The following is a 15,993-nucleotide window of genomic DNA, read 5'->3' on the forward strand; positions in this document are numbered from 1 at the left end:
GACCTCGCGACGCCGTGTTTGTTGCCGCTCGAGTTGCTACAGCAGTTGCCGCCGCCGTTGCGACCGCAATTGACGCCGCAATTGGCGCCGCAATTGACGCAATAGTCGCCGCGAATCCTCGCAACAATCGTCGCGAAAGCAAGACCCCCGTGCCGCCTTAGACTGCCGCCACGGTACACAGAACGCATTTCAAAGTGGTACTCTCGCCCCCGAACCCGCGTTTCGGGCGTCATCGCGTCCGGACGCGCCGCACTGTCGGCTGCACCCCGCCGTTCGAGTGCCATGAATGAAAGGTTCAGGCGTCGCAACGATCCACCGGGAACGGTCATTGCCATGTATATGGATGGCTGCGTTCCGCGGCGCGCGCGGGGCAGGGCGGACATCGGCTTCGCCGGTCCGGCGCGCGCCGGGAGAAACCACTAGTCGAAAGGAAAATCGAATATGTTGAACAAGCCCACGCTTTCCGTCGCCGAAACGACGCGGATTCTCGAGGCCGCCCGCGCCGAGGCGGTCAAGAACAATTGGGCGGTCACGATCGTGGTCGCCGACGACGGCGGCCATCCGCTCGGGCTCCTGCGCCTTGACGGCTGCGCGCCGATCAGCAGCTATATCGCGACCGAAAAGGCCCGCACGGCAGCACTGGGCCGCCGCGAGTCGAAGCAGTACGAAGATGTGATCAACGGCGGACGTACCGCGTTTCTCAGCGTGCCGGTGTTGGCCGGCATGCTCGAAGGCGGTGTGCCGATCGTGGTCGACGGCCAGGTGGTCGGCGCCGTCGGCGTGTCCGGCGTAAAGTCGCCGGAAGATGCGCAGGTCGCCCGAGCCGGCGCACAGAGCGTCGCCAATTGACGGATATCGCGCCCAGCCCGTGCGCCGTCATACAGCGAAACCCACTCGCCCCAACGAAACAGCAGACAGGATGTACCGACGATGACTCAGACGAAGATGATTCAACGCGGCGGCCTGCAAGTGGCCGCCAACCTCGACCAGTTCATTGAAAAAGAAGCCCTGCCGGGCACCGGCGTCGACAGCGCCGCGTTCTGGGCCGGCTTCGACAAACTGGTGCATGACCTCGCGCCGAAAAATCGCGCGCTGCTCGCCGAGCGCGAGCGGCTGCAAAGCGAGATCGATGCATGGCACCGCGCGCACCCGGGACCGGTGCGCGACGCGAACGCGTACCGCAAGTTTCTGCAGGACATCGGCTATATCGTGCCGGCGCCGGCACGCGTGCAAGCGACGACCGACCACGTCGACACCGAAATCGCCGAGCAGGCGGGCCCGCAGCTGGTCGTGCCGCTGTCGAACGCGCGCTACGCGCTGAACGCAGCGAACGCGCGCTGGGGCAGCCTGTACGATGCGCTGTATGGCACCGATGCGATTGCCGACACCAATGGCGCGGAGAAAACCGCGAGCTTCAACCCGAAGCGCGGCGCCGCGGTGATCGCGCGCGCCCGCGCGTTCCTCGACGAAGCCGCGCCGCTCGCGAACGGTTCGCATGCCGATGCGACGCGCTATGCGATCGATGGCGGCAAGCTGCTCGTCACGCTGAAGCACGGCAGCAGCGCGCTGCGCGACCCGGCGCAGTTCGCCGGTTTCCATGGCGAACCGGCGGCGCCGACCGCGGTGCTGATCAAGCACCACGGTCTGCACTTCGAAATCCAGATCGATGCAACTGATTCGATCGGCAAGACCGATGCGGCGCATGTGAAGGACGTGCTCGTCGAAGCGGCGGTGACGACCATCATCGACTGCGAAGACTCGGTCGCGGCGGTCGATGCGGACGACAAGGTCGAGCTCTACCGCAACTGGCTCGGTCTGATGAACGGCACGCTGACCGAAGAGGTCACGAAGAACGGCAAGACGTTCACGCGCCGCCTGAACGCGGACCGCGAGTACCGCCGTCCGGATGGTTCGAAGCTGACGCTGCATGGCCGCTCGCTGCTGTTTATCCGCAACGTCGGGCATCTGATGACGAACCCGGCTGTGCTCGATCGCGACGGCAACGAAATTCCGGAAGGCATTCTCGACGGCATCGTTACGACGCTGTGCGCGCTGCATGACCGCACCCACAAGCTGAATTCGCGCACCGGTTCGATCTATATCGTGAAGCCGAAGATGCACGGCCCGGCCGAAGTCGCGTTCGCGAACGAATTGTTCGGGCGCGTCGAAGACGTGCTGGGCCTCGCGCGCAACACGATGAAGATGGGCATCATGGACGAGGAGCGCCGCACCAGCGTGAACCTGCTCGCGTGTATCGCGGAAGCGAGCGCGCGCGTCGCGTTCATCAACACCGGCTTCCTCGACCGCACCGGCGACGAGATGCACACGTCGATGGAAGCGGGCCCGATGCTGCGCAAGGGCGATATGAAGTCGACCGCGTGGATCAATGCATACGAGCGCAGCAACGTGCTGGTCGGTCTCGCGGCAGGTCTGCGCGGCCGTTCGCAGATCGGCAAGGGCATGTGGGCGATGCCGGACCTGATGGCCGCGATGCTCGAGCAGAAAATTGCGCATCCGAAGGCCGGCGCGAACACCGCGTGGGTGCCGTCGCCGACGGCCGCGACGCTGCATGCGCTGCACTATCACCAGGTCGACGTGCAGGCGGTTCAGCAGCAACTCGAGCACACCGATTACGCCAGCGTGCGCGACGAACTGCTGGCCGGTCTGCTGACCGTGCCGGTTGTCGAGAAGGCGCAGTGGAGCGCTGACGAGATCCGTCAGGAAGTCGATAACAACGCGCAGGGCATTCTCGGTTACGTGGTGCGCTGGATCGACCAGGGTGTCGGCTGCTCGAAGGTGCCGGACATCAACAACGTCGGCTTGATGGAAGACCGCGCCACGCTGCGGATCTCGAGCCAGCACATCGCGAACTGGCTGCAGCACGGTGTCGTGACGCGCGAGCAGGTCGAGGACACGTTCCGCCGGATGGCGAAGGTCGTCGACCAGCAGAACGCCGGTGACCGCCACTACAAGCCGATGGCGCCGAACTACGACGCATCGCTGGCGTTCAAGGCCGCATGTGCGCTGGTGTTCGAAGGACGCGAACAGCCGAGCGGTTATACCGAGCCGCTGCTGCACAAGTTCCGTCTCGAACTGAAGGCGAAGGGCTAAGCACGCATCAGAAGCACGCATCACGCGTGAAGCGCGGCGCTTATCTGCTGGCATGGCCGGCGGGTAAGCGCCGCGTTGCGTTTACGGCGTTGCGTGTACCGCGATACGTTTGCCGCGGTACGTTTACCATGCCGCGGCGCCACACAATTCTCACACCAGCTCGACGTCGTAGCGTTCGAGCCAATCCATCAGCGCAAGCGCATGATCGATATTGACGCGCTCATGGTTGATGCTCACGTCGCCGACCGGTTTGGCGGTCAAGCTGCGCAACGCGTCAAGGTCGAACATCTGCTGCACGATGGGCGACGGCTTCGCGAGCCGCGCCGTCATCCGTTGCTGCAACAGCCGTTCGTAAGCCGGGTCCTGCGTGACCGGATACGGGCTCTTCTTACGCTGCAGAATCGCTTCGGGCAGCACGTCGTCGCAGGCGGCGCGCAGCAGGCTTTTCTCGCGGCCGTCGAACGTTTTCATGCTCCAGGGCGTGTTGAATACGTACTGCGCGAGCTCGTGATCGCAGAACGGCACGCGAACTTCGAGTCCCAGCGCCATGCTGATGCGGTCTTTGCGGTCGAGCAACACCGGTAGCCAGCACGTCAGCGCGAGAAAGCAAAGTTCGCGCATGCGTCTTTTGACGCCTGTCTCGCCAGGCAGCGACGGCGTGGCGGCCGACATCTGCGCATGCATATCGGCGCGGTATTCGCGCAAGCGCAGTTCTTCGAGCAGGTCTTGCGACAGCACGCCGCCCGGATCGGGAAGCACGCGTAGCCACGGCAGCGTCGGCGCGTTGAGGGATTCGGCTTGATGAAACCATTGATATCCAGCGAATACTTCGTCGGCGGCTTCACCAGACAGTGCGACCGTCGAATGCTCGCGCAACGCGCTGAATAGCAGATAAAGCGACGGATAAAGATCGCCGCCGAGGATCCAGTTCGCGTCGAGCGCATCGCCCACTTTGCGCCTTACGTCGAAGTCGGCGAGTTGTTCGGGATCGAGCACGACCTCGGTATGTTGCGTGCACAACTGTTTGACGAATTCCCGCACGAACGGCGTATCGGACGTGCCGCGATCCTGGTCGGCCACGAACGGTATGCCCGCGTCGGCGAAGTCGACGGAGTAGGACTTCACCGGCGAGCCGTGGCGATGCCGCATCACGCGGTCGGCCAGCGCGGTAATGGCTGACGAGTCGAGGCCACCCGACAGCAGGCTGCATAGCGGCACATCGGACACGGTCTGCTGCTGCACGATCCGGTCCAGATGCGCGCGCACCGTCTCGATCGTAACCGGCAGCGAATCGGCGTGCTCGCGCGCTTCGAGTTTCCAGTAGCAGCGCTCGGTGATTGCGTCGCGCGAGACACGCACGACGTAGCCGGGCTTCACTTCATGCATGCGGTCGTATATCGCGCGACCGGGGACGCGGCCAACTGTCAGTGTCTGCCGCAAGCCGTCGAGCCCGATGCGCGCGCGCACCTCCGGATGCGCGAGAATCGCCTTCGGCTCGGAGCCGAACAGCACGCCGCGGCCGAACGGCTGATAGAAGAGCGGCTTCACGCCGAACCTGTCGCGGATCAGCACCAGTTGCTGTTCGCGCACATCCCAGATCGCAAACGCGAACATCCCGGTAAAGCGCTCGACGCACGCATCGCCCCATTCGAGGTAGGCGCGCAGCACGACCTCGGTGTCGCTGTTCGTTCTGAATGCGTGACCGCGCTTGCACAAAACGTCGCGCAGTTCGGCAAAGTTATAGACCTCGCCGCTATAACTGACGCACGCGATCGTGCTGCCGTTTTCGAACGCGCACATTGGCTGCACGCCGCCTTGCAGATCGATAACCGCAAGCCGGCGATGACCCAATGCGGCATGCCGGCCGATCCAGATACCTTGCGCATCGGGTCCGCGTAACGCCATCGTGTCCGTCATCGCCTGAACGATCGCGCGCTCGCTGCTCAGATCTCGCTCGTAGTCAACCCATCCCGCGATACCGCACATATCGACTCCTGTCAGTCAGATAACGACGCGCGTGCGCACCCGTCGCAAATGGATCGCGTCGCGTCGACGCGATTTGGACGTGACCGCGCCGTGACCTGTCACGCGACGCGACTGCACTGCACAGCGGATAACGCTTATCAGGTCGCGCAAATTCCTTGACGAGCCGCGCAATCTCCGCACTCGCGCGCCGCTTAACAGAACCTTAAGCACCGCGCGTTGTTGCACAAACGCCGCTGATCCGCGTAATTCAGCAATATGAAAGCGATAAATCACGGAAACGCCTTTCTCGCGCTGCACATTCGTCATCGATTACCAAGTGTTACTTCATCAACCCCTGAAAGGATGGAACTATGAGAACGACCGGGAAATCGATGCGTGTGCGGTACATGATCGGCGCCGTTGCGATGTCGCTTGCCGCGATGCATGCGGCGAGCGCGGCGGCGATGGGCGGACAGGATCAGGACGGAAACAGTCACGGGCAGGGTCATGCCAGTGGACAAGGCAACGGCCATGGTCCGGTGAAACATGTGCTGCTGATCAGCTTCGACGGCTTGCATCAGCAGGATGTCGCGCGCTGTATCGGGTCGAATGCGTGCCCGAACCTCGCGTTGCTTGCGAAAGCGGGCACGACCTACACGAACGCGCACACACCCGGCTTGTCGGACTCGTTCCCGGGTCTTGCCGCACTCGTGACCGGCGGTTCGCCGAAGACGGCGGGTCTCTTTTACGACGTGTCATATGACCGCACGCTGTATGCGCCGTCCGACACGCAGTGCACCGGCAAACAAGGCTGGAATGTGGTGTTCGACGAAACCACCGGCATCGATGCGCAGAACGGCGGCGCGCTGACTCATCTCGACGGCGGCGGCGCGTTCAACCCGCAGGCGATTCCGCATGCGAAGATCGGCGGCGTTTGCCAGCCGGTATTCCCGCACAACTATGTGAAGACGAATACGCTGTTCGAGGTAGTCAAGCAGAACATGCGCGGCTCGCGTACCGCGTGGGCGGACAAGCATGCATGGGGCTACGACTGGCTGAACGGTCCATCGGGCGTGGGCGTCGACGATCTCGCACGCACCGAGATCAACTCGATCGACGCTGCGACGAAGACCGACTATACGGATGTCTTCACGCATACCGAAACATTCGACAATTTCCACGTGCAGGAAATGCTGAACGAGATTGACGGTAAGGACTCGACCGGGAAATCGAACGCAGACGTGCCGACGGTATTCGGCGCCGACTTCCAGACGTTGAGCGTCGCGCAGAAGGCGCCGGTCGCGAGCGGCGGCGGTTATCTGGATGCCGACTTTACGCCGGGGCCGCAGGTGGCAGCCGCGATTACTTATATCGACAACTCGCTGGCGCGCGTCGTGACTGAACTCAAGCAGCGTGGCCTCTATGATTCGACCGCGATTATCGTTACGTCGAAGCATGGCCAATCGCCGACCGATCACACGAAGCTCGTGAAAAACGGCGACACGCTAACGAAGCTGCTCGAAGCGAACAACTTCCTCGACCCGAACGGCAACTTCGGTCAGGCCGCCACGAAGAGCGGCAATCTGAATGACGGTAGCGGTCTTGTCGATACCGGCTTTGTGCAGACCGACGACGTCGGCCTGATCTGGCTGCGCGATCAGAGTCAGGCCGCGACGGTCGTGAAGACGTTGAAGGCCAACCTGAGTTGCAACGCGCCGGGCATCTGCGCAGACGGTCCGCAAGCGTATATCCTGTCCGGCCCGGCACTCGCCGCGCGCTTCGGCAACCCGGCGCTCGGCCGTACGCCGGACATCATCGTGCAGCCGAATCCTGGCGTGATCTATACGACGAGCACTTCGAAGGACGAAGAGCACGGCGGCAACGCGCCGGACGACAGTCACCTTGGGCTGGTGGTCTATGTGCCGCACGCGCACGATACGGGACGCACGATCGATCAGCCGGTGCTCACCACGCAGGTCGCGCCGTCGATCCTTCATGTGCTGGGTCTCGAGCCTGAACTGCTGCATTCGGTCGCGCTGGAGGGGACGCCGGTGCTGCCGCAATTCGATCGCGACCGCTTTTAAGCACTGCTTTCGCGTGACGATTCGACCCTGACGGGCGTCAGCCCGCCTGCAAATCGTGCGGCGGCGTGACGCTGCGCACGAGTCCCGCGCTTTGCATCGCGTCCATATGACGCGCGATCGCACCGGGCGTCGTGATCCACACGTCGCCTTGTGCGCGCGCCGCGGCGATATGCTGCAGCGCGCGCCGCAAGTGACGTAGCCGGTAAGGCTGCCCGACCAGATACGGATGCAGTGCGATGCCCATCACGAGCGCCTGCGGATGCCGGTCCGAGCGCACCTGATCGCGCATTTCGTCGAACTGATCGATGATCATGTCGGCGAACGCGCGGCCGTCCAGATGACGGGCGATCATCATCGGCAGATCGTTCAATTCCTGCGGATACGGAATCGACCATAGCGGGCCGCCGCGCGTGGCCATCGGCACCGGTCGATCGTCGTGACACCAGTTCAGCGTGTAGCGATAGCCGGTCTGCGCGAGCAGGTCGGGCGTGACATGCGACTCGGAAATCCAGGGCGACAGCCAGCCGGCCGGTGGCGTGCCCGTATGCGCGGCGATCCGGTCGCGGCAATGCACGAGCAGCGCGCGTTCGTCCGCTTCGCTGAGTGTGCTTTGCCGTTGCGAGTTCGTATGGCCATGTCCGATCAACTCGTCGCCGCGCGCGACGCACGCATCGATCACTTCCGGGCAATGGTCGTACAGCGACGTATTGATCAACACGCCTGCCGGCATATCAAGCTGATCGAACAGTTCGAGGCAACGCCACACACCGACCCGATTGCCATATTCGCGCCAGCTGTAGTTCAGCACGTCCGGCTCGGGCGACACCGGGCCCAGTGCCGCACCGAGTCCGCCGCCGAACGCGAAGTGCTCGATGTTGAAGCCGAGATAGACCGCGAGTGTTTTGTCGCCGGGCCAGCGGAATGCATCGGTGTCCGTGATCGGCCGGTAAGGGAAGCGGCCGTGGGTAGTGAGCGGACCGAATTCGGTCTGCTGGGCTGCATGGACACAGCGGGTTTCGTTCATAAAAGATGAAGAGCAATGAAAGGAAGCGTTCAACCACTAGCCAGGGAACGCATGTACGCATCGTGTTCGATGTGTTGTATCCCTGACTAAAAATCGCTGTCGACAATACGTGGTTTTGGCGTATGCAGCAACCCGTCAAAACGGTGTACCAAAACGGGGTGCCGATTCGCCGCGATGGCGCATCGTACGCGCCAAAAGTGGGCGTAACGCGGTGCGTGCGCGACGCTCGATTCACTGTGTCCAGTCGACGCCCGGACATCGCAAGCTCATTCCTGTATGCGTCAGCCGCGCGTTTCGTATCCTTGACGTATCTGCCTGGCATACAAGTTGCGAACTGTCGCGTCCACTTACTGGTCGATGCGCGGTGGTGCGCGACCATTCCAGTTCTCTTACCGCTTTCTTTCATGAAGCCAGTCAGTCGTGCCGATGTTGCGTATCTGTCGTTGCGGCAGGCCATTGTCGAGCAGGCGCTCGTGCCGGGCACGAAGCTGCCCGAAGATGCGCTTGCCGCGCATTTCAGCGTAAGCCGCACGCTGATCCGCGCGGCACTCGCGCGCCTCGCGAACGAAGGGCTGATCGACACGGGCAACAAGCGCACCGCAACCGTTGCACGGCCGAGCCGTGAAGAAGCGAAGGCGGTATTCGACGTGCGCCGTTGTCTCGAAGTCGAGGTGGTGCGTCTGGTCGCTCTGAACTGGCAGCCGCATTTCGCCGCGCTGCTCGATGAACATGTGCGCGCCGAAGAGGCCACGCTCGGCGCGGGCAGCGCGAAGCTCGAGTTGCGCATCGCGAGCGAATTCCATCTGCTGCTTGCGCAATTGACCGGCAATCCGTTGATGGAGCGCTATGTGTCCGAGGTGGTGTCGCGTTGCTCGCTGATCCTCGCGGTGCATGGACATGAGCCGTCGCAGGAGTGCGGGATGCGCGAGCACCGCACGCTAATCGACGCACTGCGCAAGCGCGACGCCAGCCGTGCGCAGCAGTTGATGCGCGAGCACCTGGAAGCGCTTGAAGCGCGCTCGCTGGTCGATCCTCCGGATGAAGAGCGGCATGACGTGGTCGAAATACTCGGCCGCTATTCGACGGCATTCTCGCCACCCGACAAACCCGCGCCAAGCGCACGCGCGGCATCGTCCAACCCGCGCGCAACGGCAGCGGCAAATCGCGCGCGCAGCAAATGACGTTGCCATAAGCCCGCAGCAAACACATAGCAACCGCATAGCAACCTCGACCCGACTCGACGCGTGACTCCCACACGCCCGAACACACTCATTGCCTGGAGCGAAGCACCCATGAAGCAGCAGATGAATCGTCGACACTTTCTCACCCTGTCCGGCGCAGGCGCGATCGGGCTTGCGGCCGGCGTGATGCCGCGCATCGCGGCCGCGAAAGACAAGCTGACGGTCGGTATCGTCTACGTCGGCCCGCGCGACGATTTCGGCTGGAACCAGTCGCATGCGGTGGCCGCCCAGGCGTTGCGTTCGCTGCCGAACGTCAATGTGGTCGAAGAAGAGAACGTGCCCGAAACGATTGCGGTGCGTAAAACAATGGAGTCGATGATCCAGCTCGACGGCGCGTCGCTGATTCTCGGCACGTCGTTCGGTTATTTCGACCCGTACATGGTCGATCTCGCGCGCGCATATCCGAACGTGCAGTTCCGCCATGCGAGCAAGCTGTGGGACCCGGCGAAACATCCCGCGAACCTCGGCGGCTATTTCGCGTATCGCGATCAGGGGCACTACGTGAATGGCGTGGCTGCCGGGCTGTCGACGAAGACCAACATGATCGGTTACGTCGCGGCCAAGCCGGTGGGCATCGTACTGCGCACGATCAACTCGTTCACGCTCGGCGTGCGCAAGGTGAATCCGAATGCCAAGGTCAAGCTGATCTTTACCGGCGACTGGTCGTTGCCGGTGCGCGAGGCGGAAGCGACCAATGCGTTGATCTCGGGTGGTTGCGATGTGATTGCGTGTCACGTCGACAGCCCGAAGGTGGTCGTCGAAACGGCCGAGCAGCATGGCGCGAAAAGTTGCGGCCACAACACATCCCAAGCCGCGTTGGCGCCGAAGGGTTTTATTACCGGAGCCGAAGCGAAGTGGGAGACCGCGTACAAGGCCTACGCCGCCGACATCGCCGCGGGACGCAAACTGCCGAACGTGCTGGCCGGCGGCTACGACAAGGATCTGGTTGCGAGCACACCATTCGGCGCGGGCGCGACGCCGCAGGCGCGCACGGCCGCCCTCGCGGCGATTGCCGACCTGAAAGCGGGCAAGCCGGTGTACGTCGGTCCGATTCGCAGCAATACCGGCAAGATCGTGATCGACAAGACGTACGGCAACTACGATCCGTTCCTCGAGCAGACCAATTACCTGGTCGAAGGCGTGGTCGGCTCGATCGCGTGATGTCGCTTGCGCGGACCGGTTCGCGTGCAGCGGGCCGGCTCCGTGGCGTATGAAATGACTTATCTGCAACCTGATTTATGGCAAGCGATCGGACGCAATCCGCTACACCCAATATGACTCAGCCGCTCACCGCCGGTGTGTTTCAGCACCGCCGCGACCGGTTCATGCCGCTACGGCAAAGCGCGGAAATGCTGACGATTTCGGCGCTGGCCGTATGCGGCGCCGCCGTGCTTTTTTCGCTGCTGCTGCTCGCGCTCGGCACTTCGCCGCTTGAATTCTTCGAACTGCTATGGCGCGGTGGCTTCGGCACTGCGTTCTCGCTGCAGAACGCGCTGGTGCGCGCGGCGCCGCTCGTGTTCACCGCGTTGACCGTCGCGATACCGGCGCAACTCGGCCTCGTCGTGATCGGTGGCGAGGGCGCGCTCGTGCTGGGCGGCTTCGCGGCCGCCTGCGCGGCGCTGCCGTTCAACGGCGGCGGGCCGCCGGCGCTCGTGATGCTGGCGATGGTCGCCGCGGCGCTCGCGAGCGGCGCCGCATGGATCGGCCTGGTCGGCGCGCTCAGGCATTTTCGCGGCGCCAACGAGACCATCTCGAGCCTGCTGATGTCCTATCTCGCGATTGCGATCATGAACTTCTTCGTCGAAGGACCATTGCGCGATCCGGCCAGTTCGATCAAGTCGTCGACGCGGCCGATCGGCGACGCGAACATGGTCGGCAACATACCCGGCACGAGCGTGCATTGGGGGCTCGCGGCGAGCATCGCGCTCGCGCTGGTCGCGTGGCTGCTGATGCGTCGCACGACGTTTGGTTTTGCCGCGCGGCTCACCGGCGGCAACCTGCGCGCGGCGCGCGCGCAGGGCTTGCCGGTAGGCCGGCTGATCGTCACGGCCTGCGCGTTGGCCGGCGCTTGCGCGGGCCTCGCTGGCTATTTCGAGGTCGCCGCGGTGCAAGGGCGTGCAAACGCATCGCTGGCCGCGGGCTATGGCTTTTCCGGCATTCTCGTGTCGTTTCTCGCACGCCATAACGCGCTGGCGATCGTGCCGGTCGCGATACTCGTCGGCGGCATTTCGGCGGCAGGCGGTTTGATCCAGCGGCGGCTCGATTTACCGGACGCGACTGTGCTGCTGCTGCAAGGCACGCTGTTCGTAGTGTTGCTCGTTAGCGAGACGCTGTATGGGCGTTTTGCGATCTTCCGCGCGCCGCGCAGCGAACCCGGCATCGAAGGAAACTGAACATGACTGCTACGGATATCGGTATCTGGACCGTACCGCTCGCGATGCTCGCGGGCGCCATCCGCGTGTCGACGCCATTCCTGTTTGTGAGCGTCGGCGAATGCCTGACCGAGAAGTCAGGGCGGATCAATCTTGGCCTCGAAGGCACGCTCGTATTCGGCGCGATGGCGGCTTATGCGGTCAGCTATCACACGCATTTGCCGTGGCTCGGCACGCTGTGCGCGGGATTGGCGGGCGCCGCGTTCGGCGCGCTGCATGGCGCGATCTGCCGGCTGCCGCGCGTGAACGACATTGCGATCGGCATTGCGATGATGCTGTTCGGCACCGGCCTCGCGTTCTTTTTCGGCAAGCCGTATATCCAGCCGGATGCGCCGCATCTGCCGTCGCTCGCGCTCGGCGCGTGGTCCACGCTGCCGCAGGTGCAGGCCGCGTTGCAGATCAACCCGCTGTTCGTGATCGGCATCGTGCTGGCGGCTGTTTGCGCGTGGGCGCTGCGGCGCACGCGCTGGGGGCTGATCGTGCGCATGTGCGGCGATTCCGCGGCCGCAACCCGCGCGGCCGGCTATTCGGTGGACCGCGTGCGGTTGCTGGTCACCGCGCTCGGCGGGTTGATGGCGGGCGTCGGCGGTGCGTTTCTGTCGCTGTCGTACCCAGGCAGCTGGAGCGAGGGCTTGTCGTCCGGGCAGGGAATGATGGCCGTCGCGCTGGTGATCTTCGCGCGCTGGCGTCCGCTCGCGTGCGTCGGCGCTTCATTGCTGTTCGGCGCGGCCGGTGCGATCGGGCCGGCGCTGCAGAGTGTCGGTCTGACTTCCGGCTACTACTTTTTCAATGCGGCGCCGTATCTGCTGACACTCGTGGTGCTGGTCGCGTCGTCGTCACCGCGCCGCAATATGAAGGGCGTACCGGCCGAATTGTCGATTTCGCGCCGCTGATCAATGCAAGTCCGGGCGTGTGCGGCGAGCGGGGCGGACGCGCTGCGCGACGTGCACGATCCGGTTCGAGGTTTAGACGATGACTCTTTTATCTGCTGTCCCTTCCACGCCGCACGTTGGCGGCAGATCGGCGCGTGCCGGCCTTGCGCTCGAAACGGTCGGGATGTCGAAGCATTTCGGCGCACACGTCGCGCTCGACGACGTATCGATCAAGGTTCGCGCCGGCACGATCCACGCGCTGCTCGGCGAGAACGGCGCGGGCAAGTCGACGCTGGTGAAATGCATCATGGGCGAACATCGGCCGACGCGCGGCCAGATCCTGCTCGACAATCGCGAGGTCACGATCGACGGCATTCGTGACGCGCATCGACGCGGCATGGGGATGGTCTATCAGCATTTCACGCTGGTGCCGTCGCTCACGGCCGCAGAGAACCTCGTGATGGCGCGCGCCGATGTGCCGGCGCTGATCGACTGGCGCGCCGAGAAGGCGACGCTGCACGCGTTTCTTGAGCGGATGCCGTTCGGCTTGCCGCTTGATCGGCCGGTCGCAAGCTTTGCGGCGGGCGAACGGCAAAAGCTCGAAATTCTGAAACAGCTGTATCTGGCGCGGCGTCTGTTGATTCTCGACGAACCGACGTCGGCGCTGACACCCGCCGAGGCCGACCAGGTCCTGTCGCTGCTGCGTTCGCTGACGCGCAGCGAAGGGCTGACGGTGATCATGATCAGCCACAAGTTTCGCGAAGTGATGCAGTACGCAGATGAAGTGAGCGTGCTCAGGCGCGGCAAGCTGGCGGGCGCGGGCATGGTCGGCGAACTGTCGGTCGACGCGATGAGCCGGATGATGGTCGGCGACGCGACGCTGCGTGAAGCGGCGCCGCGTCACCGATGGGATTTCGCGGTGCAGCCGGTTGCGCTCGCGCTCGAGCGGGTCAGCGCGGACGATGACGATGGCGTGCCGGCGGTGCGCGATGTGAGCGTCACGGTGCGGGCTGGTGAAGTGGTCGGCATTGCCGGCGTGTCGGGTAATGGCCAGGCGGAGCTCGTCGAGGTGTTGTCGGGGCAGCGTCAAGCCAGCGGCGGACGACTTTTCGTCGACGGCCGCGCGTACCAGCCACAGCGCGCGCAAATGCGCGCGGGCAAGGTGTTCTGCTTGCCCGAGGAGCCGTTGCGCAATGCCGCGGTCGCCCATATGTCGGTGGCCGAAAATATCGCGTTTCGCGTGTTCGACCAGCCGGGATTGCGCGCTCCGGGCGGATGGCTGTCGCCGGCGCGCATTCGCCGGTATGCGCAGCGCCTGATCGCCGCGTATCGCGTGAAGACCGCATCGCCTGACGAGCCGATCAGCAACCTGTCCGGCGGCAACGTGCAGCGCGCGATCCTGTCGCGCGAGCTGTCCGGCGATGTCGACGTGCTGATTGTCGCGAACCCGTGTTTTGGTCTCGACTTCGCATCGGCGGCTGAGATCCGCGCGCGTATCGTCGAGCAGCGCAATCGTGGTGCCGCGGTGCTGCTGATCTCCGAAGACCTCGACGAAATCGTCGAACTCGCGGACCGGATCGTCGTGATGAGCGAAGGGCGCATCGTGTACGACGCGCCCGCGCAGCAGACGGATCAGCCAACGATCGCGCGGGCGATGGCGGGCGAAGTGGCGGTAGCGGTTGAGGCGCGCTGAGCCTGATCGTGATCGCGACTGGATCGCGTCGCGTTGCCCGCGCGTTGCGGCGCGTCGCGTGCAATGTTCAGCAGCAGCCGTGCCACGCGCTTTTCATGTAGAACGGGCCGAGGTCTTCCGACAACGCATCAAGCGTCTGATGCCACGCATGCACTGACGGCTGCGCGGCGATGCTGGTGCGCAGCTGTCCGATCAGTTCAGCGCGCACAGCGGCTTCGTCGACGCCGCATGCGCGGCCTTGCGCGACCACGGTTCGCCCGCCGATCACCACCTGATCGATATGCGCGCCGCTGCCGCGCGCAAGCAGCAGGTCGAGCGGGTCGAGGTTGAGCAGGCCGTCGTCGTCGAGCGCATCCCAGTCGAGCAGCACCAGATCGGCGGCCGCGCCGGGTGCGAGCCGGCCGCCCGGCTGCTTGTCGGCGGCCGCGCCGAGCACGCTGCGCCGGCCGTGTTGCGCGGCGAATGCCCACAACTGCGCGCGATCCATCGTCACGTCGAAACCCCAGCCGCGGTGCAACTGGTACGCGAGGCGCATTTCGCGCAGCGCATCGTTGTCCTCGTCGGTGCCGGTGCAGTCGAGGCCGAGCGCCACACGGCAGCCATGCCGAAGCATGTCGGGCACCGGCGCGATGCCGGACTTCAGATACAGGTTCGAGCTCGTGTTGATCGCGATCGTCACGCCGCGTTCGGCGAGGCGTTCCAGCTCATCGGCGCGCGCATGCACGCAATGCGCAAGCGTGAGCCGCGGGCTCAACAAACCGATGTCGTCCAGAAAGCGGACGATCCCTTCGGGATGCGTGCGATCGGCCCATTCTCGCTGATAGCGCGTTTCCAGCAGATGCAGGTGGACCGGACGGTCATGCTCGGCCGATGCTTGCGCAATCGCCTCGAGCAGCGCTGTCGAGCACCACTGCACACCGGTCGGGCCGTATTGCACCGTCACATGCTCACCGTAGCCTTCTTCGTCGACCATCTGCGCGACGTCGTCGACGAGTGCGAGCTGTTGCGCGGCGGACACCGGTTTGACGGCCAATCTTGCGGCCACCGCGTCGCGAATCGACGGGCGCAGCGCGGCAAGCGCGGTCGCATCGTCGCAATACGCGATGCCGTGCCGGTCGCGCAGCGCGAGCGCGAAGCCGATGCGGTTGCCGACGTCACGTGCCGCGCGTGCGACCGCGCGCGCTTCGTCGACGTACGGCATGCCGCCTTGCACGCGCGTGTAATGCACCATCAGATTCGCGACACCGTGGCGCACCGAACGCGCGAATGCGGCGGCCGCGCTGAGGTACGGATCGGCGCCGGGGACCAGACCCATGAACGGCAGCCAGCTTTCGAGCGGCTTGTCGAACGCGCCGACGCTCGCGCTGCGCAGGTAGCGGCCGTGATCGTGTGCGTTGCTGAGCGCGGGTAGCGCGACGCGTCGCGGCGACGTCGGCGTGATCGTGGTGGGCGATGCGGTGAGCGTGGCAATGCGGCCGTTGTCGATCGCGATGCGCATGTCGGCTTGCGCCGCTTGTGTGCCGGGGTCGGCGAGTAGCCAGGTGCAGTCGATTGCGGTGCTCATCGGCGAG

Annotated in this window: 11 protein-coding genes; 8 read left to right on the forward strand and 3 right to left on the reverse strand. The window is 64.4% G+C overall.

Features of this window, described 5'->3' with window-relative positions:
- Window positions 1-441: 441 nt before the first annotated feature.
- Together BX592_RS25095 and BX592_RS25100 are read left to right on the forward strand one after the other, a co-directional pair.
- Window positions 442-849 (forward strand): heme-binding protein, encoded by a 408-nt coding sequence (locus BX592_RS25095; RefSeq protein ID WP_134195675.1) that lies wholly within the window; start codon window positions 442-444, stop codon window positions 847-849.
- Window positions 850-930: 81 nt separating this feature from the next.
- A complete protein-coding gene (locus BX592_RS25100) occupies window positions 931-3,111 on the forward strand; it encodes a malate synthase G (RefSeq protein ID WP_134195677.1) in 2,181 nt (726 codons plus the stop codon).
- A gap of 150 nt (window positions 3,112-3,261) precedes the next feature.
- Here BX592_RS25100 and asnB read toward each other — a convergent pair whose 3' ends face one another.
- A complete protein-coding gene (asnB, locus tag BX592_RS25105) occupies window positions 3,262-5,097 on the reverse strand; it encodes an asparagine synthase (glutamine-hydrolyzing) (protein ID WP_134195679.1) in 1,836 nt (611 codons plus the stop codon).
- Window positions 5,098-5,468: 371 nt separating this feature from the next.
- On the opposite strand from asnB, the gene BX592_RS25110 reads away from it, so the two are divergent.
- Window positions 5,469-7,160: an alkaline phosphatase family protein gene (locus BX592_RS25110; protein ID WP_377681596.1), complete on the forward strand. Its 1,692-nt coding sequence runs from the start codon at window positions 5,469-5,471 to the stop codon at window positions 7,158-7,160.
- Between the two features lie 37 nt (window positions 7,161-7,197).
- On the opposite strand, the gene BX592_RS25115 is transcribed toward BX592_RS25110, so the two are convergent.
- Window positions 7,198-8,184 (reverse strand): polysaccharide deacetylase family protein, encoded by a 987-nt coding sequence (locus BX592_RS25115; RefSeq protein ID WP_134195683.1) that lies wholly within the window; start codon window positions 8,182-8,184, stop codon window positions 7,198-7,200.
- Between the two features lie 404 nt (window positions 8,185-8,588).
- On the opposite strand from BX592_RS25115, the gene BX592_RS25120 reads away from it, so the two are divergent.
- The 5 genes from BX592_RS25120 to BX592_RS25140 all read left to right on the forward strand — a co-directional run bounded on the left by BX592_RS25120 (window position 8,589) and on the right by BX592_RS25140 (window position 14,422).
- A complete protein-coding gene (locus BX592_RS25120; RefSeq protein WP_134195685.1) occupies window positions 8,589-9,365 on the forward strand; it encodes a GntR family transcriptional regulator in 777 nt (258 codons plus the stop codon).
- Between the two features lie 123 nt (window positions 9,366-9,488).
- Window positions 9,489-10,586, forward strand: a complete 1,098-nt coding sequence (locus BX592_RS25125) for a BMP family ABC transporter substrate-binding protein (RefSeq protein WP_243849721.1) — start codon at window positions 9,489-9,491, stop codon at window positions 10,584-10,586.
- A 113-nt stretch (window positions 10,587-10,699) separates the two neighbouring features.
- A complete protein-coding gene (locus tag BX592_RS25130) occupies window positions 10,700-11,818 on the forward strand; it encodes an ABC transporter permease (protein ID WP_134195689.1) in 1,119 nt (372 codons plus the stop codon).
- Between the two features lie 2 nt (window positions 11,819-11,820).
- A complete protein-coding gene (locus tag BX592_RS25135; protein WP_166676457.1) occupies window positions 11,821-12,750 on the forward strand; it encodes an ABC transporter permease in 930 nt (309 codons plus the stop codon).
- A 163-nt stretch (window positions 12,751-12,913) separates the two neighbouring features.
- Window positions 12,914-14,422, forward strand: a complete 1,509-nt coding sequence (locus BX592_RS25140) for an ABC transporter ATP-binding protein (protein WP_134195795.1) — start codon at window positions 12,914-12,916, stop codon at window positions 14,420-14,422.
- A gap of 67 nt (window positions 14,423-14,489) precedes the next feature.
- Here the strand turns inward: BX592_RS25140 and BX592_RS25145 are convergent, their stop codons facing one another.
- Window positions 14,490-15,986, reverse strand: coding sequence for an amidohydrolase family protein (locus BX592_RS25145; RefSeq protein ID WP_134195691.1), 1,497 nt, complete (start codon window positions 15,984-15,986; stop codon window positions 14,490-14,492).
- Window positions 15,987-15,993: the final 7 nt, after the last annotated feature.

Source organism: Paraburkholderia rhizosphaerae, assembly GCF_004366595.1.
GTDB classification, from domain to species: Bacteria; Pseudomonadota; Gammaproteobacteria; order Burkholderiales; family Burkholderiaceae; genus Paraburkholderia; species Paraburkholderia rhizosphaerae.